Source organism: uncultured Jannaschia sp., assembly GCF_947503795.1.
Classification (GTDB): Bacteria; Pseudomonadota; Alphaproteobacteria; order Rhodobacterales; family Rhodobacteraceae; genus Jannaschia.
On sequence record NZ_CANNEZ010000001.1, the window covers coordinates 1317575 to 1335666 of the forward strand.

Sequence of the window (18092 nt, forward strand, 5' to 3'; positions counted from 1 at the left end):
CGCCCGGCTGTCTTCATCCTCGCGTGTGCGTCACTCGGCGTTCGGCACCTCGACGGCGGCATAGCCCGCGGTGAAGCCCGTCAGCGACATCGTCAGCTGCGCCGCCTGGTCAGGGGCCAGTGCCGGGACCACGACCAGCGTCGCGGCATTGCCCGCACGGAACGACGCGATGTCGGCGGCGCTGAATCCCATCCGGGCATAGCAACCGGAGGCGTCGCAAAAGCTGAACGGGTAGCGGCGCGGCTGGCCGCCATCGACCGTCAGCGTGACCTGCGCGGTGAGCAGCGTCTGGAGCGGCGTCAGGACGGTCGCGCCCGCGACGATCTCGCCCCCATCGGGCACGTCGAAGAAGTTCACATCGGCCGTCGGATTGCCGTTCTGATCGCTCATCCGCTGGTAGAGCTGGCAGGGATCGTCCTGCCCCTCGGGCGCGCGAAGGCACCGAACCTCCCAGTCGCCATGCTCCTCGCGGACATAGATCTCGGGGCCACCACCTGCCGCGGCGCCGACGGCGGTGCCCGTCGAAAGCGCACCACCCGGCGGCGGGGTCTGGGTCTCGCCTTCGGCGGGTGCGTCGGTCGCGGCCTCAGCGGGGGCTTCGGTCTCGGTCGTCGTCGCGGGGGCCTCGGCCTCCTGCGCGTGGAGCGGCGCGGCGAGGATCAGGCCCAGCGCGATCAGCGCGGCGGCCCGGCGCGAAGCGGTTCGGATGGGGGTCATGTACGGGTCTCCTGCAGGGTCGGTTTTGCCCGCCTTAGCATGGCCGTTCCGCGGGGTGCAGGGGGATTGTGGCGCGGCCCGATCCCCAAGGGTCAGGACGCCGATCCCCAGACGCAGAAAAGGGCCCGTGAGCAGGACCCTTTTCCGTCTTTTTTTCTCTCCCTGTCGGACTGGCCGACTAGATATGGAGCGGACCCTAGGCCGCGATTCCCCAGCCGTCAACGCGGTTTTTCGTGACGTGCAGGTCACGGGAAACGCACGTAAAAAAGGGCCGCACGACGAAGATGCCGCGCGGCCAGTCGACAGGGAGGGTGGGCACGGCGCATGGTGACGCCCCGCCCCCGTCTGGTATGGCAGGGCGGGATTAACATGCCGTGAACGGCACCGGGGGGAACGATATGGACGCATCGAACGGGATCTTCGTGGGTGGTGGCGGCGCGGACTACGCGACGCCCCAGCATCTGCGGCTGGACTACGCCAATCGGCACGGCCTGATCGCGGGGGCGACCGGCACGGGCAAGACCGTCACGCTCCAGATCCTCGCGCAGGGATTCTCGGACGCAGGCGTCCCGGTGATCCTGTCGGACGTGAAGGGCGACCTCTCGGGCCTCGCCATGGCGGGCAGCGCCGACCACAAGCTGCACGGGCCGTTCATGGAGCGGGCCGCGAAGATCGGCCTCGACCTCGGCTACGAGGCCACGCCGGTGACGTTCTGGGACCTCTACGGCGAACAGGGCCATCCCGTGCGCACGACCGTCTCCGAGATGGGGCCGCTTCTGCTGGCGCGGCTGATGGAGTTGACGGATGCGCAGGAAGGCGTGCTCAACATCGCGTTCCGGGTCGCCGACGAGGAGGGGCTTGCGCTTCTCGATCTCAAGGACCTGCAGGCGCTGCTGGTCTGGGTGGGCGAGCATCGCAAGGACCTGTCGCTGCGCTACGGCAACGTCTCGACGGCCAGCGTCGGTGCGATCCAGCGGCGGCTCCTGCAACTCGAAGGGCAGGGCGGCGCGAACCTCTTCGGCGAGCCCGCGCTGGAGCTGGACGACCTTATCCGCCTGGCGTCGGACGGGCGCGGAATGGTGAACATCCTGGCCGCCGACAAACTGATGGCCGCGCCGCGCCTCTACGCGACCTTCCTACTCTGGCTCCTCTCCGAGCTCTTCGAGCAACTCCCCGAGGTGGGCGATCCCGAGAAGCCGAAGCTCGTCTTCTTCTTCGATGAGGCGCATCTCCTGTTCGACGGGGCGCCCAAGGCTCTGGTCGACAAGGTCGAGCAGGTCGCGCGCCTCATCCGATCGAAGGGCGTGGGTGTGTTCTTCGTGACCCAGAACCCCGAGGACGTGCCCGAGGACATTCTGGGTCAGCTCGGCAACCGCGTGCAGCACGCGCTTCGCGCTTTCACCGCCAAGGACCGGCAGGCCCTGCGGCAGGCCGCGCAGAACTACCGCGAGAACCCGCGCTTCGACATCGAGGACGCCATCCGCGAGGTCGGGGTGGGCGAGGCCGTGACCTCGCTTCTTGAGCGAAAGGGCATCCCCGGAGTCGCCGAGCGGACGCTGATCCGCCCGCCCGCCTCGCAACTCGGCCCGATCACTTCGGCGGAACGGCGGCAGGTGATCTCGGGCACGGGCCTGATGGGCAAATACGAGGCGGAGGTCGACCGCGAGAGCGCGTTTGAAATTCTCGGGGCGCGAGCCGAAAAGGCCGCCGCCGACGCAGCCCGCGCCGAGGCCGAGGAGGAGGCCGCCGAGGCGCGCGAGCGCGAGTACAAGGCCGGCCGCCGCTATTCCGGCGAGCGCGTCAGCCGTTCGACCTCGCGTCCGCGCAGCCGCGGCGATTCCGTCGGCACGACCTTCGCGAAGTCGGTCGCGCGCCAGCTCGGGACGCGGGCGGGCAAGGCACTGGTGCGCGGCGTCCTCGGCGGGCTCTTCCGCGGACGCTGAAGTGATCCTGCGCCCGCCGCGCCCCGCCGACGCCGCCGAGATCATTGCGATCCACGCCGAAGGGCTGGCCACCGGCCACGCGTCGTTCCGGGACGATCCGACCGACTGGTCGGCGTTCCACGACGCCCATGCGCTCGCCCTGGTCGCCGAGCGGGACGGGATCGTCCTTGGCTGGACCGGACTTTCGGCAATGTCGTCGCGCTGCACCTATTCGGGGGTGGGCGAGGTCAGCACCTATATCGGTGCGGCCGCGGCGGGGCAGGGGATCGGACGCGCACTCCTCGGCCGCCTCGTTGCCGAGAGCGAGGCCGCGGGCTGGTGGACGCTCGTCGCGCAGATTTTCCCCGAGAACCGTGCCAGCATCGCGCTCCACGCGGCCTGCGGCTTCGCGGTGCTCGGCACGCGGACGCGGCTCGGGCGCATGACCTACGGGCCGATGGCGGGCACGTGGCGCGACGTGGTGTTGATGGAGCGGCGGAGCGACGTCGCGGGGGGATAGGCCCTACGCGTCAGCGCCTTCTTAGGGCCCGGGTGCTCGATTCTGGACTGTGCGGCTGTGACAGTCTGCGACTGTCACCTTGCCGCCGACCGCGTTCACCTTCGTGAACGCGGTCACTCCCATTCGATCGTGCCAGGGGGCTTCGACGTGACGTCGTAGGTCACGCGGTTGATGCCTGGCACCTCGTTGATGATACGGGTCGCGGTCTCGCCCAGGAACTCGTGGCTGAATGGATAGTAATCCGCCGTCATGCCGTCGACGCTGGTGACCGCGCGGAGCGCGCAGGCGAAATCGTAGGTCCGTCCGTCGCCCATGACGCCGACCGTGCGGACCGGCAGGATCGCGACGAAGGCTTGCCAGATGTCATCATAGAGCCCGTGGCGCCGGATCTGGTCGATATAGACCGCGTCCGCCTTCCGCAGGATCTCCAGCTTCTCGCGGGTGATCTCACCGGGGCAGCGGATGGCGAGGCCGGGGCCGGGGAAGGGGTGGCGAGCGATGAAGCTGGGTGGCAGGCCCAACTCCCGACCCAGCGCCCGGACCTCGTCCTTGAAAAGCTCGCGCAGCGGTTCGACCAGCTTCAGGCCCATCTTCTCGGGCAGGCCGCCGACATTGTGGTGGCTCTTGATCGTGACCGACGGCCCGCCCGAGAAGCTGACGCTTTCGATCACGTCCGGGTAGAGCGTCCCCTGCGCGAGGAAGGCCGCGCCCTCGATCTCGTCGGCATACTTCTGGAACACGTCGATAAAGAGGCCGCCGATGATCTTGCGCTTCGTCTCGGGGTCGCTGACGCCGTCGAGCTTGCCCAGGAACAGCTCCTGCTCGTCGGCATGGATCAGCGGCATGTTGTAGTGGTCGCGGAACATGGTCACGACCTCCTCGGCCTCGCCCTGCCGCAGCAGGCCGTGGTCGACGAAGACGCAGGTGAGCTGGTCGCCGATCGCCTCGTGGATCAGGACCGCGGCGACCGAACTGTCGACCCCGCCTGACAGTCCGCAGATCACCTTGGCATCGCCCACCCGCGCGCGGATCGCGGCGATCGCCTGCTCGCGGTAGCCGGCCATGGTCCAGTCGCCGTCGAACCCGGCGAGCCGCACGAAATTCTCGTAGAGCTGGGCGCCTTTGGGGGTGTGATGCACCTCGGGGTGAAACTGCACGGCGTAGAAGTGCCGCGCGGGATCGGCGGTGATCGCGTAGGGCGCATTGGGCGATGTGCCGAACACCTCGAAGCCCGGCGCCAACCGGCTGACATGGTCGCCATGGGACATCCAGACCTGCTCGCGGCCCGTGGCCTCCAGCCCGTCGAACCAGCCGTCCAGAAGGTCGAGCTTGCCCTCGGGCGACACGTAGGCGCGCCCGAACTCGGCCGTGCCCTCACCGCGCTTCACCTCGCCGCCGAGCATCTGCTGCATCACCTGCTGGCCGTAGCAAATCCCAAGGATCGGCACGCCCAGCTCGAAGATCTCGGACGGCGGGCGGGGCGAGCCTTCATCGGGCACCGAGGCCGGGCCGCCCGACAGGATCACCGCACGCGGCGCGAAGTCGGCCAGGAACGCAGGGGTCACCGATTGGAACGGATGGATCTCGCAATAGACGTTCAACTCGCGCAGGCGGCGGGCGATGAGTTGCGTCACCTGGCTGCCGAAATCGACGATGAGGAGGCGCTGGTGATCGGGCTGTTTGTCCATGGGCGCGGGCTTACGCCGCGGCCTCGGGGCTGGCAAGCCGCCACACGGAGTGTCGCCTTTCGCCCTTGCGGGCCGCAAATGCGCGGCGGCCGCGGCGGGACGCGCTGTATCTCCGGATCAGAGGCGCAGCGAAGGGGTCCGAACATGGTCGAGATGGCACGCAGGAAGCGCGGCGGCGGCGGGGCGGCTCGGCGGGCCGAGCGGACCAGCAGCAAGGTCGTGACCGCGCCGACGATCACCCGGAATATCCCCGACTATGAGCCGCTCACGGTCGAGGCGCTGGAGATCATCGAGCGCAACGCCGAGACCGTCCTCGAAGAGATTGGCGTCGCCTTTGTCGAGAACCCCGCCGCGCTCGAACGCTGGCGTGCCGCCGGGGCCGAGATTGACGGCGAGATCGTCCGCATCCCGCGCGGCCTGGCGCGAACGCTCTGTGGAACGGCGCCCTCGAGCTTCACCCAGATCGCGCGCAACCCCGAGAAGAACGTCGAGATCGGCGGCCGGAACCTCGTCCTCGCCCCCGTCTACGGACCGCCTTTCGTGCGCGACGAGTCCGGGCGGCGCTATGCGACGATGGCCGATTTCGAGAAATTCGTGAAGCTGGGGCACATGTCGCAATGGCTCCAGCATTCGGGCGGCACCGTCTGCGAGCCCACCGACATCGACGTCGACCGGCGGCATTTCGACATGCTGATGGCGCATATGACGCTGACCGACAAACCGTTCATGGGGTCGGTGACCGAGCCCAGCCGCGCGCGCGATTCCGTCGAGATGTGCGACATCCTCTTCGACGAGGGCGACGGCAAGGGCCTGAACGGGCGCACGGCGCTGGTCAGCCTGATCAACATCAACTCGCCCCTGACCTTCGACGGGATCATGATGGGCGCGCTCGAGGAATACGCCGCCGCCAACCAGGCTTGCATCATCTCGCCCTTCATCGTCGGCGGGGCCATGGCGCCCGTTTCGGTTGTCGGCACGCTGACGCAGGTGCTGGCCGAGGTGATGGCCGGCGTCGCCTACGGCCAATTGGTGCGGCCCGGCTCGCCCGCGATCTTCGGGGCATTCGTGACCTCGATCGACATGAACTCCGGCGCGCCGACCTTCGGCACCCCCGAAGCGGCGCAGATCACCTATGGCGCGGGTCAGCTCGCGCGGCGGATGGGGCTGCCATACCGGTCGGCCGGGTCCTTCTGCACCTCGAAGCTGCCCGATGCGCAGGCCGCCTACGAGACGGCGAACTCCCTCAACGCAGGTCTGCTCTCGGGTGTGAACTTCATGCTCCACGCCTGCGGCTGGCTGGAGGGCGGGCTGGTCGCCGATTTCGAGAAATTCGTGATGGATGCGGACCTTCTGGGCACGCTCCACAAGATGGCGCAGGGCATCGCCCATGACGAGGACGCGCAGGCGATGGATGCGATCCGCGAGGTCGGGCCCGGCGGGCACTACCTTGGATGCGCGCACACGCAGGCGCATTTCAAGACGGCGTTTTGGCGGTCGAATCTCTTCGACTACAAGCCGTTCGAGACCTGGGCCGAGGAGGGTGGGCGCGACACCCGCGCCTTGGCGACGGCTCGCATCGAAAAGCTTCTGGCGGATTACGAGACGCCCGCGCTCGACCCGGAGAAACGCGACGCGCTCCGGGCCTATGTCGCGCGGCGCCACGCAGAGCTCGACGCCGAGAGGGGCTGACCCCTCAGACGGGGGCGCGGCGGAAGACGCGCGCTTCGGCCAGCAGTGCCGACAGGATGTCGACATGGCGTGCGACGCTGTAATTCTTGTCCCGCGTCCGTCTGCGGCCTTCGAGCGCGGCTTCCAGCGGCAGCAGTTTTTCCAGCGCCGCGCGGGCATCGACCGGGATCGCCGCCCGCAGCATCCGCCGCAGATCGCGACGCCGCCGATAGCGGTTCGTTCCGTGCGCGGCCGCCTGAACGAGCAGTTCGGGGCGTCGGAGGTTATTGAGATCGTTGGTAATCTTGCACATGGGTTCGCCCTGTCCACCTGAGGTTCGGTAGCGATCACCATGACCCGGTGGCCGGCGCTGTTGCGTGGCCGAGGGGGGGTGCGAACGGTGCTTTCGCGCTGTTTACAGTTTGGAAACATTCGCGACAGGCGGTGTCGCGATTAACGCCTTGGTAACCAATCGGGGCCAGTCCTGACGCCGTTCTCCACAGACCTTCCGGACCCCGAAATGACCGCGCCCACCGCCCCGATGACTGCTTCGTCGCATCTGCCCGAATGGGTGCCCCCGGCCGTGCATGCCTATGTCGAGCATGCCTGCCAGGGGCGCCCGCTGCGCGATGTGGCGGCCGAGCGGGGCTGCGCGGCATCGACCATCCTCAGACAAGTGCGTCGAATCGAGATCCGCCGGGATGACCCTCTCGTGGATGACATCATGGACCGCCTCGCCGACCTGCGGCGGTCTTGTTCCGAGCAGACCAAAGACCCAACGAAGGACGCCCCCACCATGTCAGCCATGCCCGATCCCGCGACCCTGATCGACGACGTGACCCTTCAGCGCGAGGCGAAACGCGTCTTGCGCCGGCTGACCGAGGCGGACGCATTTCTCGTGGTCGGCCAGGGCATGCCGCAGGCCGTCGTCCTGCGCGAGACGGGCGATGTGCCGACCCGGACGGCGACGGTGCCGCGCGGCGTGGCGCAGGCCTTCGTGCTCAAGGACTGGATCGCCTGTTTCAAGGCGGGGCGCGTGACGCGCTACCGCATCACCGAGACCGGGCGCGCGGCGCTCAAGCGGATGCTGTCGGACGGGCTGGCGGCCCGTCAGGCCGCACGCGGCATGGCCGAGGCCCCGAGCCCGTTCCTCACCCAGCACATGGAAATGGGCGAACGCGTCATCTCCGACGGGGATGGCACGCAGCCGGTTCGCGTGAACCTTGCTGAATCGCCGCTGGGGTCGCTCGCGCGGAAACGCGACCGCGACGGCAAGCCGTTCCTCGGTCTCGATCTCGTCATCGCGGGCGAGCGGCTGCGCGCCGATTTCGAGCGCGCGCAGATGGGTCCGCGCGTCGGCCAGAACTGGGAGCGGTTCCTGACCGCTTGCGGGCGCGGCCAGTTGGGGGCCGGCGATCCCGCCTCGGGGCCCGAGGATGCACGCGCGCGGGTCTCGGAGGCGCTCCGCGCGCTCGGGCCGGGGCTGGCCGATGTCGTCCTGCGGGTCTGCTGCTTTCTGGAAGGCATGGAGGCCGCGGAGAAGCGCATGGGCTGGGCCGCGCGCTCGGGGAAGATCGTCCTGCGCATCGCGCTCCAGCGGCTGAAGTCGCATTACGACGGCCTTCGCTAGGGCCTTGCGCGACGCACCACAAACGAAAGGCGCCCCGGTTTGGACCGGGGCGCCTTGCATCGTCATCTCGGGGCGTCAGCGCTGTTCGACGTCGACATAGTCGCGCTGCGTCGGACCGGTATAGAGCTGGCGCGGACGCCCGATCTTCAGGGCCGGATCGCTCAGCTGTTCCTTCCACTGCGAGATCCAGCCGACCGTGCGCGACAGAGCGAAGATCGGCGTGAACATCGAGGTCGGGAACCCCATCGCCTCGAGGATGATCCCCGAGTAGAAGTCGACGTTCGGGAAAAGCTTCTTCTCGGCGAAATACGGGTCCGCCAGCGCCTGCTTCTCCAGCTCCTTGGCGACCTGCAGGGTCGGATTGTTGTCGATCCCCAGAAGCTCGAGCACCTCGTCGGCGCTCTCCTTCATCACGGTCGCCCGCGGGTCGAAGTTCTTGTAGACCCGGTGCCCGAAGCCCATCAGGCGGAACGGGTCGTCCCGATCCTTGGCACGCGCGATGTATTCGGGAATGCGGTCGACCGTCCCGATCTCGCGCAACATCTCGAGACAGGCCTGGTTGGCGCCGCCATGGGCCGGACCCCAGAGGCAGGCGATGCCGGCCGCGATGCAGGCGAACGGGTTCGCGCCCGACGAGGAGGCAAGGCGCACGGTCGAGGTCGAGGCGTTCTGCTCGTGATCGGCGTGGAGCGTGAAGATCCGGTCCATCGCGCGCGACAGGATCGGATCGACCTGGAAATCTTCCGCCGGCACGGAGAAGCACATGTTGAGGAAGTTCGACGCGTAATCGAGGTTGTTGCGCGGATACACGAAAGGCTGGCCGATCGAATACTTGTACGCCATCGCCGCGATCGTGGGCATCTTGGCGATCAGCCGGATCGACGCGACCTCGCGCTGCCAGCTGTCGGTGATGTCGGTGCTGTCGTGATAGAACGCGGACATCGCGCCGACGACGCCAACCATCGTGGCCATCGGATGCGCGTCGCGGCGGAACCCGCGGAAGAAGTTGTGCATCTGCTCGTGGATCATCGTGTGCTGCGTGACACGCGTCTCGAAATCCTCGAGCTGCGCGGCCGAGGGCAGATCCCCGTAGAGCAGAAGGTAGCAGACCTCGAGGTAATGGGACTTCTCGGCAAGCTGACCGATCGGATAGCCGCGGTGCAGCAAGACGCCTTCGTCGCCGTCGATGAAGGTAATCGCGCTTTCGCAAGCGGCGGTCGACGTGAAGCCCGGATCGTAGGTGAACACCCCCGACTGACCGTAGAGTTTGCCGATATCGACCACGTCGGGGCCGGTCGTCCCGCTGTGGATGGGCAGGTCGTAGCTCGTGCCATCGATGTCGAGCGTCGCGGTCTTGGAGGTGTCTGCCATGTCTGTCCTTCCGGGTCGGCCGCATGAACGATGCCATGCAACCTGTTGTTCAAGCGGCGCTTTCGGTGTCGCCGTGGCCTCGGTTCAGGATGGGTCGCTTTCGACCACGTCCGCCAGCCGTGCCAGCGTCTCGTCCCGTCCGAGGACGAGCATCATGTCGAAGACGCTGGGGGTGGCGGTGCGCCCGGCAAGGGCGGCGCGCAGCGGCGCGGCGATCTTCCCGAGACCGAGCCCGTGGGCCTGGGCCACGTCGCCCACGACACCCTCCAGCGCGTCGCGGGTCCAGCTAGCAGTTTGCAGGTGCGGCGTCAATTCCGACAGTATGCCACGGGATACCGTATCGAGCGCCTTCGTGGCCTTGTCCTCGATCTCGATGGGTCGCGCGACCAGTGCGAAATGCGCCTTCTCCAGAAGCTGGGGCAGGGTGCGCGCGCCGGTCTGGGCCACGGGCACCGCGCGCCGCAGCGCATCGCCATCGACTGGCGCGCCCCCCGTCCGCGCGAGCCAGTCCTCGGCCGCGACCGCCACCGCCTCGGGTTCCATCGCCGCGATATGCTGGCCGGACAGGTTCTCGAGCTTCTTGAGATCCAGTCGTGCGGGGGCCTTGCCGATTCCGCCCAGGTCGAACCAGTCGCGCGCCTGCCCATCGGTGAAGAACTCGTCATCCCCGTGGCTCCAGCCTAGCCGCGCGAGGTAGTTGCGCATCGCCGCGGCCGGGTAGCCCATCTCGGCGAACTCGGTCACGCCGGTTGCACCGTGCCGCTTCGACAGCTTCTTGCCATCCGCGCCGTGGATCAGGGGGATATGCGCCCAGACCGGCTCCTCCCAGCCCATCGCGTCGTAAATCTGGATCTGGCGCGCGGCGTTGTTCAGGTGATCGTCGCCCCGGATGACATGGGTAATGCCCATATCGTGGTCGTCCACGACGACGGCGAGCATGTAGGTCGGTGTTCCGTCCGAGCGCAGCAGCACCATGTCGTCGAGCTGGTCGTTGCGGATCGTAACGTCGCCCTGCACGGCGTCCGCGATCACCGTCGCCCCGTCGCGCGGCGCCTTCAGGCGGATCACCGATGGCGCGTCGGGGTGGTCGGCGGCGGGCACGTCGCGCCAAGGGCTCTGGAACAGGGTCGACCGACCCTCGGAGCGCGCCGCTTCGCGGAAGGCCTCGATCTCGTCTTGCGTCGAGAAGCAGCGATAGGCGCGCTCGGCCTCCAGCATCGCCTGCGCCACCTCGGCATGGCGTGCGGCCTGACCCGCCTGGCTGACGGCCTCGCCATCCCAGTCGAGCCCCAGCCAGGTCAGCCCGTCGAGGATCGCCTGTGTGGCCTCGGGCGTGGACCGCGCGGCATCGGTATCCTCGATCCGGAGGAGGAACCGCCCATCGCGCCCCCGCGCATAGAGCCAGTTGAAGAGCGCGGTCCGCGCCGTCCCGATATGCATCATGCCGGTGGGTGAGGGCGCGATGCGCGTGACGACGGGTCGATCCATGGGCGTGCCTCTGTTCGGAAAGGGTCGCGGGGCGCGGCGGTTAACGAATTGTAAACCCGGCGCGGGCGAGGGTTGGCACGTTCTAGGCAGCCCGTCGGAGGAGGGCAAGGATGCAGCCCTCGGGCACCATCGGTGGCGTCACGCGACCGGGTGCGGTCGATCGCGCCGTGCTGGCCCTGCACGACCTTCGGGGTCGCAGGCTGCCGTGGCTCGCGCTCGCGTTCGGGACGGGCATCGGCGCCTATTTCGCCTTGCCGGTCGAACCCGGTGCCGCGGCGGCCCTTGCCCTGAGCGCGGCCACCGCGATGCTCCTCGTCGTCGCGTACCTCACCCGCCACGGGATCGGGTTCCTCGCACTCTGGACCGCCGTGGCGCTCGGCGGGGTGCTGGCGGGCCAGGCGCGCACGGCCCTCGTCGCAGCACCGGTGCTGGACTTCCGCTACTACGGCGCGGTCGAGGGCCGGATCCGGATCGTCGACCGCTCGGCTTCGGGCGCCGTTCGCCTGACGCTCGACCGCGTGCGCCTCGACGGGGTGCCCCGGCACGAGACGCCCGCGCGGGTCCGCGTGTCCCTCCATGGCGAAGGCGGCGCTGTCCCCGCCCTCGGCACATGGGTGATGACGACGGCGCATCTGTCACCCCCGGCCGGGCCGACCGAACCCGGCGGCTTCGACTTCCAGCGGCACGCGTTCTTTCAAGGGCTCGGGGCGCTCGGCTACACGCGCCTTCCGCTCCTGCGGATCGCCCCGCCCGAGGGTGGGGCGGCCCTTGCCGTCTTGCGCGCGCGGATGGCCATCGGGACTGCCCTGCGCAATCGCCTGCCAGGCCAGCAGGGGGCCGTCGCGGCGGCGATCACCACCGGCGACCGCTCGCATCTATCCGACGAGGTGGTCGCGGACCTGCGCGCCTCGAACCTCGCGCATCTGCTCGCCATCTCGGGTTTGCATATGGGCCTCCTCGTCGGGTTCGTCTTCTGGGCCGTGCGCGGCGGGCTGGCGCTGATCCCCCGGATCGCCCTGACCCGACCGACCAAGCAATGGGCCGCGGCCACCGCCTTGCCGTTCGCGCTGGCCTATCTGTTCCTCTCGGGCGGCACGGTCGCGACTCAGCGCGCCTTCGTGATGGCCGCCGTCATGCTGGGCGCGGTCCTCGTGGGCCAGCGCGTCCTCTCGATCCGGAGCGTGGCCATCGCGGCGCTGCTGATCCTCGCCTGGCATCCCGAAAGCCTGATCGGCCCCGGCTTCCAGATGTCCTTCGCCGCGACCGGCGCGCTGGTCCTCGCCTTCCGCGCGCTGTCGGGCCCGGAGCGGTCGAAATGGATGACCGGCTGGCGCGGCGTCTTCGTTTCGCTGCTCCTCTCCTCCATCGTGGCGGGGGCCGCGACCGCGCCCTTCGCCGCCTATCACTTCAACCGCATCGGACAGTTCGGCGTGTTGGCCAACCTCCTCGCCGTGCCCGCGATGGGGTTCGCGGTAATGCCGATGCTCCTTCTCGCGCTCCTCCTCTGGCCCATCGGGCTAGAGGGGCCGCCGCTGGCCATCGCGGGGGCGGGCATCGGCTGGATTCTCGAGGTGGCGGCGCGGGTGGCGGACATGCCCGGCGCGGTGCGCACCATCGCGGCGCCCGACCCGTGGGTCCTTCCGCTTCTCGGGGTGGGCATGACGGTGATCGGATGCGCGATCGGCCGGACGCGCCTCGTGGGCGTCGCGGTCCTGATGGTCGCGGGCGCGCTCTGGCTGCAAGGGGGGCGGGCGGAGGTGCTGATCGCCGAAACCGGGCGCCTGGTGGGCATCACGGGGCCCGAGGGACGCTGGCTCGACCGCGAGAAGGGGGCCGGCTTCACCGCCGAGGCGTGGCTCGAGAATGACGGCGATCCGACGGGTCAGGCGGCGGCGGCGACGCGCGAGCGGCCCGATCTCGAACCGCTCCCGGCGATCCATATCGCGCGCGGCAAGCGGGACCTTCCGGCCGAGCTGGATGCCTGTCGGCGGAGCAATGGGTGGCTGGTAACGCCGCTTCCCTTCGAGGGCGCGGCCGAGACCTGCCGCGTGATCGACAGCCGCCTGTTGCGGCGCACGGGGTCGATTGCGTTGACCGTCAAGGACGGGGTCGTGGTCGAAACCCATGCACGGGCCGTCCAGGGGCGTCGCCCCTGGGTGCCCGGGACGCGATAGCGCCGCCGGGGCGAACCCCGACGGCGCATCGCCAAGTCCTCAGTAGCTGCGGATCAGGCCGACCAGCCGTCCCTGGATGCGCACCTGATCTTCGCGCAGAAGGCGCGTCTCGTAGGCCGGGTTCGCCGCTTCGAGCGCGATCATGCCCTTCTGGCGGCGGTAGCGCTTGAGCGTCGCCTCGTGGCCATCGACCAGCGCGACCACGATCTCGCCGTTGTCGGCCGAGGACTGCTCGCGGATCACGACGACGTCGCCGTCGTTGATGCCCGCGTCGATCATCGAGTCGCCCTTGACCTCCAGCGCGTAATGGTCCCCGCCCCGGTCGAGCATCTGGCCCGGCACGGCGACGTGGTGCGACACCTCGCTGATCGCCTCGATCGGGACACCGGCGGCGATCCGGCCCATCACCGGCACATCAGAGGCATCGACTTGCACGGGGCGGGCGGCGGGGGGCGTGGACTGCGGACGGTCGCCTTCGATCACACGGGGCACGAAGCCAGACGCCGCGGCCAGATCGTCCGGCAGGCGCGTGATCTCGATCGCACGGGCGCGGTGGGCGAGGCGGCGGATGAAGCCCCGCTCCTCGAGTGCGGTGATGAGGCGGTGAATCCCCGATTTCGATCGCAGGTCCAGCGCATCCTTCATCTCGTCGAAGGAGGGCGGTACGCCATCGCGCTGCACGCGCTTGTGGATGAAGGCCAGGAGGTCGCGCTGTTTCCGCGTGAGCATGGTTCGATCCTGTGTTGTGAACTCGGTCAATCCCCATTCGTTCTAGAAAGGTTCCGGTTTTGTGTCAACGCCGCGTTCCCGTTCCGTCCACAGGTGCGGTCAATGGGGGAAGGGGATCGCGGTCACGACATCGCCCGCAGCCCGTGCCGGGTCGCCGGGCGGGCGCAGCACGAGGATGTCGCTTCGGGCGAGGACGCCGAGGAGGGAGCTGTCTTGGCGCAGATCGACGGCGCATGTGCCGTCGCCGAGATCGCGCGCACGCATGTAGTGTTGGCGCGGACCGTTCTCCTGAATCGGGCCCGCGAGACGCCGCTCGATCGTTCGCATGGTCGGATCGAGGCCCAGCATCAGGCGGATCGTCGGGAGGATGAAGATCACGCCGCAAACCATTGCCGATACGGGATTTCCCGGCAGACCGATCAGGGTCGAATTGTTCAGGCGCCCGGCCAGGAGCGGCTTTCCCGGCCGCATCGCCACCTTGTGGAACGCGAGGTCGAGGCCGGCCGTCCCGGCGGTCTGCGCGATCAGGTCGTGATCGCCGACCGACGCGCCGCCGATGGTCACGATGAGGTCGGCCCCGCGCGCGAGGTCGAAGGCCGTCGCGAGGCTCTCGGGCGTGTCGCGGGCGAAGGGCAGGATGCGCGGGATTGCGCCGTGCGCGCCAAGCATCGCGGCCAATCCATATCCATTGCTGGCCACGATCTCGCCCGGCGCAAGGTCCCGACCCGGTGCGCTGAGTTCGTCGCCCGTCATGAGGATTGTCACGTCGGGCCGCTTGGCGCATGGCAGAACGCCGTGGCCCATCGATGCCGCAAGCGCGATATCCCGGCTTCCGAGGCGGCGCGGCTCGAGTATGAACCCGGCCTCGAAATCGCCGCCCGCCGGTCGGATATACCGACTGGGGTCCGGCGCATCGCCGAGCGTGATCCGGTCGCCGTCGCGGGTCACGTCTTCCTGGATGATGACGCGGGACGCGCCCTCGGGCACGACAGCGCCGGTGAAGATGCGCACCGCTTCGCCGGCGCGGACAGCCCCCGTGAAGGGTCGTCCCGCCGCGGCCTCGCCGATGACCCGGAAGCTGTCGCCGGGCGCGGAATCGGGTTGGGTCACGGCGTAGCCATCCATGGCGGAGGCGGCGAAGGGGGGCTGTGCGTGCCGGGCAGCGATCGGACGCGCCAGCACGCGGCCCATCGCATCGGCGAGGGCGACCTCCTCGACCGGCATCGGCGTTACGAGCGACAGCAGGCGCGCGGTCGCGTCCTCGACGCGGATCACGAAGCGGGGGCCGTCCAGGGCCCGGACTTGCCGCCGGTCTTCGACAACAGGCGAATGCCTCCGATGGTCATGTCCTTCTGGATCGCCTTGGCCATGTCGTAGATCGTGAGGCACGCCGTCGAGACCGCCGTCAGCGCCTCCATCTCGACGCCGGTGGGCCCGCGCGTCGCGACCGTGGCGGTCACCACGAGGCCGGGCAGCGCCTCGTCCGGTACGATCTCGATCGCCACCCGCGCGATGGACAGGGGATGGCAGAGCGGGATCAGATCCGACGTGCGCTTGGCTCCCATGATTCCGGCCAGCCGGGCGGTCCCGATCACGTCGCCCTTGTCGGCGGTGCCGGACAGGATCATCGCCAGCGTCGCGTCGGACATGGTGACCCGGCCCTCGGCCACGGCGACGCGATCGGTGTCGGCCTTGCCCGAGACGTCGACCATATGCGCGGCCCCCGACTCGTCGAAATGGGTGAGCCCGGTCATCGCTGCGCCGTCAGAGGGTTCGCCAATAACGTGGCCGTCGCCTGGGCGACATCCTCGTGACGCATCAGGCTTTCGCCGATCAGGAAGCATCGCGCGCCGTGACGGGCCATGTCCTCGAGATCCGAGGGATTGGACAGCCCGGATTCCGAAACGAGGAGGCAGTCCTCCGGAGCCCGCCGCGCGAGGTCGCGGGTCGTGGCGAGATCGGTCTCGAAGGTATTGAGATTGCGGTTGTTCACGCCCAGCAATCGCGAGGTCAGACGGTCCGCGCGCTCGAGCTCGGCGCGGTCATGCACCTCGATCAGCGCGTCCATGCCCCATTCGGTCGCGGCCGCTTCCAGCTCGGCCGCTTGCGCGTCCGAGACCGAGGCCATGATGATCAGGATGCAGTCGGCCCCGAGCGCGCGGCTTTCGGGCACCTGCCACGGGTCGTAGAGGAAATCCTTGCGCAGCACCGGAAGGTCCACCGCCTCGCGCGCGGCCACCAGATAGGCCTCGTCGCCCTGGAAAGACGGCGCATCGGTCAGCACCGAGAGGCAGGTCGCCCCGCCCGCGGCATAGGCCGCGGCCAGGGCCGGCGGATCGAAATCGGCGCGGATCAGGCCCTTGGACGGGCTGGCCTTCTTGATCTCGGCGATGAGACCGTAGCCCTGGATGGACGCCTGCTGCAGGGCCGCGGCGAAGGGTCGGACGGCCGGGGCGGCGCGAGCGGCGTCCTCGATGTCGGACTGGTCGCGCTCGGCCTTGCGGGCGGCGATCTCCTCGAGCTTGTAGGCCTTGATGCGGTCGAGGATCGTGGGCGTGCTCATCGCGCGGCCTCCGTGGTGAAGGCGGCCAGCGCGTCGATCTTCGCGCGCGCGGCCCCGCTGTCGATAGACGTCGCGGCGAGCGCCGCGCCCTCGGGCAGGTCGGCGGCACGTCCCGCGACGACGAGGGCCGCCGCGGCGTTCAGAAGGACCGCGTCGCGATAGGCCGAGGCGTCGCCATCCATCAGGCCGCGGAAGGCGCGCGCGTTCTCGGCCGGGTCGCCCCCCTCGATGGCCGAGAAGGGGTGCGTCGGCAGCCCCGCGTCATCGGGCGTGATCTCGTATTCGGTCACGGTTCCGTCTTTCAGCGCGGCGACGGATGTGGGCCCCGCGATGGAGATCTCGTCCGTGCCGTCAGAGCCGTGGACGAGCCACGCCGCCTCGGATCCGAGCGCGCCCAGCACCTCGGCCATCGGGCGGATAAGGTGGGGGGCGTAGGCGCCGGTCAGCTGGCGGCGCACCCCTGCGGGGTTCGTGAGCGGCCCGAGGATGTTGAACACGGTGCGGGTGCCCAGCTCACCGCGCACGGGCATGACGTGGCGCGTCGCGGGATGGTGCATCGGCGCCATCATGAAACAGATGCCGCAGGATTCCAGTGCCTTTTCAGCCACCTGCGCGCCGACGTTCACCTCGACCCCCATCTGGGTCAGAACGTCGGCGGCCCCGGATTTCGAGCTGAGGTTGCGGTTGCCGTGTTTGGCCACGGGCACGCCCGCGCCGGCGACGACGAAGGCCGTGGCGGTCGAGATGTTGAGCGTGCCCTTGCCGTCGCCGCCGGTGCCGACGATGTCCATCGCGCCCTCGGGGGCGGCGACACGGTTCATGCGGGCGCGCATGGCGGCGGCGGCGGCGGCAATCTCGTCCACGGTCTCGCCGCGGGTGCGCAGCGCCATGAGGAAGCCGCCGATCTGCGCCGGCGTGGCCGCGCCGTCGAAGAAGGTGGCGAAGGCGCGCTCGGCCTCCTCGCGGGTCAGGGCGCGATCGGGCGCCGCGTCGAGCAGGGGCTTCAGGTCGCTCATGCCGGGACCGGCAGCAGGTCGAGGAAATTCCGCAGGAGCGCGTGGCCGTGTTCGGAGGCGATGCTCTCGGGGTGGAACTGCACCCCGTGGATCGGCTGGTCGCGGTGGCGCAGGCCCATGATCGTGCCCGAGGTCAGCTCGGCATTGACGACGAGCGTGTCGGGCAGCGTGTCGCGATCGACCACCAGCGAATGGTAGCGCGTGGCGTCGAATGCGTCCGAGAGGCCCGCGAAGACCCCCGTGCCGTCGTTGTGCATCCGGCCCGTCTTCCCGTGCACGATCTCGGGGGCGCGGACGACGCGTCCGCCGAAGGCCTGCCCGATGGCCTGATGCCCGAGGCAGACGCCCATCAGCGGGGTGCGCGTCTCGGCGCAGGCGGAGACCATGGCGAGGCAGATGCCCGCCTGGTCGGGATCGCAGGGTCCGGGCGACAGGAGCACGCCCGCGGGGTTCAGCGCCATCGCGGCCTGGACGTCCATCGCGTCGTTGCGCACGACACGCACCTCGGTGCCCATCTCGGCGACGTAATGCACGAGGTTCCAGGTGAAACTGTCGTAATTGTCGATGAGCAGAAGCAAGCCGTTCCCCTATTCCCGGTCGCCCTTG

Annotated in this window: 16 protein-coding genes; 5 read left to right on the top strand and 11 right to left on the bottom strand. The window is 69.2% G+C overall.

The features are described 5' to 3' along the window. Positions 1-30: 30 nt before the first annotated feature. The gene (locus Q0833_RS07025) at positions 31-717 is read right to left on the bottom strand and encodes an invasion associated locus B family protein (protein WP_298431682.1); all 687 of its coding nucleotides are present in this window, start codon (positions 715-717) and stop codon (positions 31-33) included. Between the two features lie 398 nt (positions 718-1115). On the opposite strand from Q0833_RS07025, the gene Q0833_RS07030 reads away from it, so the two are divergent. Further along, entirely contained in the window at positions 1116-2660 is a 1545-nt protein-coding gene (locus Q0833_RS07030; RefSeq protein ID WP_298431685.1) for a helicase HerA-like domain-containing protein, read from the top strand. Between the two features lies 1 nt (position 2661). After that, a complete protein-coding gene (locus Q0833_RS07035) occupies positions 2662-3159 on the top strand; it encodes a GNAT family N-acetyltransferase (protein WP_298431688.1) in 498 nt (165 codons plus the stop codon). A 113-nt stretch (positions 3160-3272) separates the two neighbouring features. Here Q0833_RS07035 and guaA read toward each other — a convergent pair whose 3' ends face one another. After that, positions 3273-4847 (bottom strand): glutamine-hydrolyzing GMP synthase, encoded by a 1575-nt coding sequence (gene guaA / locus Q0833_RS07040; RefSeq protein ID WP_298431691.1) that lies wholly within the window; start codon positions 4845-4847, stop codon positions 3273-3275. Between the two features lie 144 nt (positions 4848-4991). Between guaA and Q0833_RS07045 the strand changes: the two genes are divergently transcribed. Continuing rightward, entirely contained in the window at positions 4992-6536 is a 1545-nt protein-coding gene (locus tag Q0833_RS07045) for a trimethylamine methyltransferase family protein (protein WP_298431694.1), read from the top strand. Between the two features lie 4 nt (positions 6537-6540). On the opposite strand, the gene Q0833_RS07050 is transcribed toward Q0833_RS07045, so the two are convergent. Beyond that, complete coding sequence (locus tag Q0833_RS07050) at positions 6541-6828, bottom strand: DUF6477 family protein (RefSeq protein WP_298431697.1); 288 nt, start codon at positions 6826-6828, stop codon at positions 6541-6543. A gap of 228 nt (positions 6829-7056) precedes the next feature. Between Q0833_RS07050 and Q0833_RS07055 the strand changes: the two genes are divergently transcribed. Next, a complete protein-coding gene (locus Q0833_RS07055; RefSeq protein WP_298431700.1) occupies positions 7057-8145 on the top strand; it encodes a DUF6456 domain-containing protein in 1089 nt (362 codons plus the stop codon). Between the two features lie 75 nt (positions 8146-8220). On the opposite strand, the gene gltA is transcribed toward Q0833_RS07055, so the two are convergent. Beyond that, positions 8221-9516 carry a citrate synthase gene (gene gltA / locus Q0833_RS07060; protein ID WP_298431703.1) on the bottom strand — a complete coding sequence of 432 codons (1296 nt, stop codon included), beginning with the start codon at positions 9514-9516 and terminating at the stop codon, positions 8221-8223. 84 nt (positions 9517-9600) lie between these two features. After that, complete coding sequence (gltX, locus tag Q0833_RS07065; protein ID WP_298431706.1) at positions 9601-11004, bottom strand: glutamate--tRNA ligase; 1404 nt, start codon at positions 11002-11004, stop codon at positions 9601-9603. Positions 11005-11114: 110 nt separating this feature from the next. Between gltX and Q0833_RS07070 the strand changes: the two genes are divergently transcribed. Further along, positions 11115-13178, top strand: coding sequence for a ComEC/Rec2 family competence protein (locus Q0833_RS07070; RefSeq protein ID WP_298431709.1), 2064 nt, complete (start codon positions 11115-11117; stop codon positions 13176-13178). Between the two features lie 39 nt (positions 13179-13217). Here Q0833_RS07070 and lexA read toward each other — a convergent pair whose 3' ends face one another. From lexA to Q0833_RS07100, 6 genes are all read right to left on the bottom strand, one after another. Next, positions 13218-13907, bottom strand: a complete 690-nt coding sequence (lexA, locus tag Q0833_RS07075; protein WP_298431712.1) for a transcriptional repressor LexA — start codon at positions 13905-13907, stop codon at positions 13218-13220. Positions 13908-14006: 99 nt separating this feature from the next. Further along, positions 14007-15182 (bottom strand): molybdopterin molybdotransferase MoeA, encoded by a 1176-nt coding sequence (locus tag Q0833_RS07080; protein WP_298431715.1) that lies wholly within the window; start codon positions 15180-15182, stop codon positions 14007-14009. Beyond that, a complete protein-coding gene (gene moaC, locus Q0833_RS07085; protein ID WP_298431718.1) occupies positions 15179-15661 on the bottom strand; it encodes a cyclic pyranopterin monophosphate synthase MoaC in 483 nt (160 codons plus the stop codon). The genes Q0833_RS07080 and moaC overlap by 4 nt, the downstream gene beginning before the upstream one ends. Further along, positions 15658-16470 (bottom strand): indole-3-glycerol phosphate synthase TrpC, encoded by an 813-nt coding sequence (gene trpC / locus Q0833_RS07090; protein WP_298431721.1) that lies wholly within the window; start codon positions 16468-16470, stop codon positions 15658-15660. The genes moaC and trpC overlap by 4 nt, the downstream gene beginning before the upstream one ends. Then, on the bottom strand, positions 16467-17486 hold the full coding sequence (trpD, locus tag Q0833_RS07095) for an anthranilate phosphoribosyltransferase (RefSeq protein WP_298431725.1): 1020 nt from the start codon (positions 17484-17486) through the stop codon (positions 16467-16469). The genes trpC and trpD overlap by 4 nt, the downstream gene beginning before the upstream one ends. Further along, a complete protein-coding gene (locus Q0833_RS07100) occupies positions 17483-18064 on the bottom strand; it encodes an aminodeoxychorismate/anthranilate synthase component II (protein ID WP_298431728.1) in 582 nt (193 codons plus the stop codon). Before Q0833_RS07100 ends, trpD begins: the two co-directional genes overlap by 4 nt. Between the last annotated feature and the right edge of the window lie 28 nt (positions 18065-18092).

What these genes read in the sequence shown, in the direction of transcription:
- gltX (WP_298431706.1), bottom strand. Translation starts at nt 11,004, where the DNA reads ATGGATCGACCCGTCGTCACGCGCATCGCGCCCTCACCCACCGGCATG.
- Q0833_RS07070 (WP_298431709.1), top strand. Translation starts at nt 11,115, where the DNA reads ATGCAGCCCTCGGGCACCATCGGTGGCGTCACGCGACCGGGTGCGGTC.
- gltA (WP_298431703.1), bottom strand. Translation starts at nt 9,516, where the DNA reads ATGGCAGACACCTCCAAGACCGCGACGCTCGACATCGATGGCACGAGC.
- trpC (WP_298431721.1), bottom strand. Translation starts at nt 16,470, where the DNA reads ATGAGCACGCCCACGATCCTCGACCGCATCAAGGCCTACAAGCTCGAG.
- guaA (WP_298431691.1), bottom strand. Translation starts at nt 4,847, where the DNA reads ATGGACAAACAGCCCGATCACCAGCGCCTCCTCATCGTCGATTTCGGC.
- moaC (WP_298431718.1), bottom strand. Translation starts at nt 15,661, where the DNA reads ATGACCGGGCTCACCCATTTCGACGAGTCGGGGGCCGCGCATATGGTC.
- lexA (WP_298431712.1), bottom strand. Translation starts at nt 13,907, where the DNA reads ATGCTCACGCGGAAACAGCGCGACCTCCTGGCCTTCATCCACAAGCGC.
- trpD (WP_298431725.1), bottom strand. Translation starts at nt 17,486, where the DNA reads ATGAGCGACCTGAAGCCCCTGCTCGACGCGGCGCCCGATCGCGCCCTG.
- Q0833_RS07055 (WP_298431700.1), top strand. Translation starts at nt 7,057, where the DNA reads ATGACTGCTTCGTCGCATCTGCCCGAATGGGTGCCCCCGGCCGTGCAT.
- Q0833_RS07045 (WP_298431694.1), top strand. Translation starts at nt 4,992, where the DNA reads ATGGTCGAGATGGCACGCAGGAAGCGCGGCGGCGGCGGGGCGGCTCGG.
- Q0833_RS07025 (WP_298431682.1), bottom strand. Translation starts at nt 717, where the DNA reads ATGACCCCCATCCGAACCGCTTCGCGCCGGGCCGCCGCGCTGATCGCG.
- Q0833_RS07050 (WP_298431697.1), bottom strand. Translation starts at nt 6,828, where the DNA reads ATGTGCAAGATTACCAACGATCTCAATAACCTCCGACGCCCCGAACTG.
- Q0833_RS07030 (WP_298431685.1), top strand. Translation starts at nt 1,116, where the DNA reads ATGGACGCATCGAACGGGATCTTCGTGGGTGGTGGCGGCGCGGACTAC.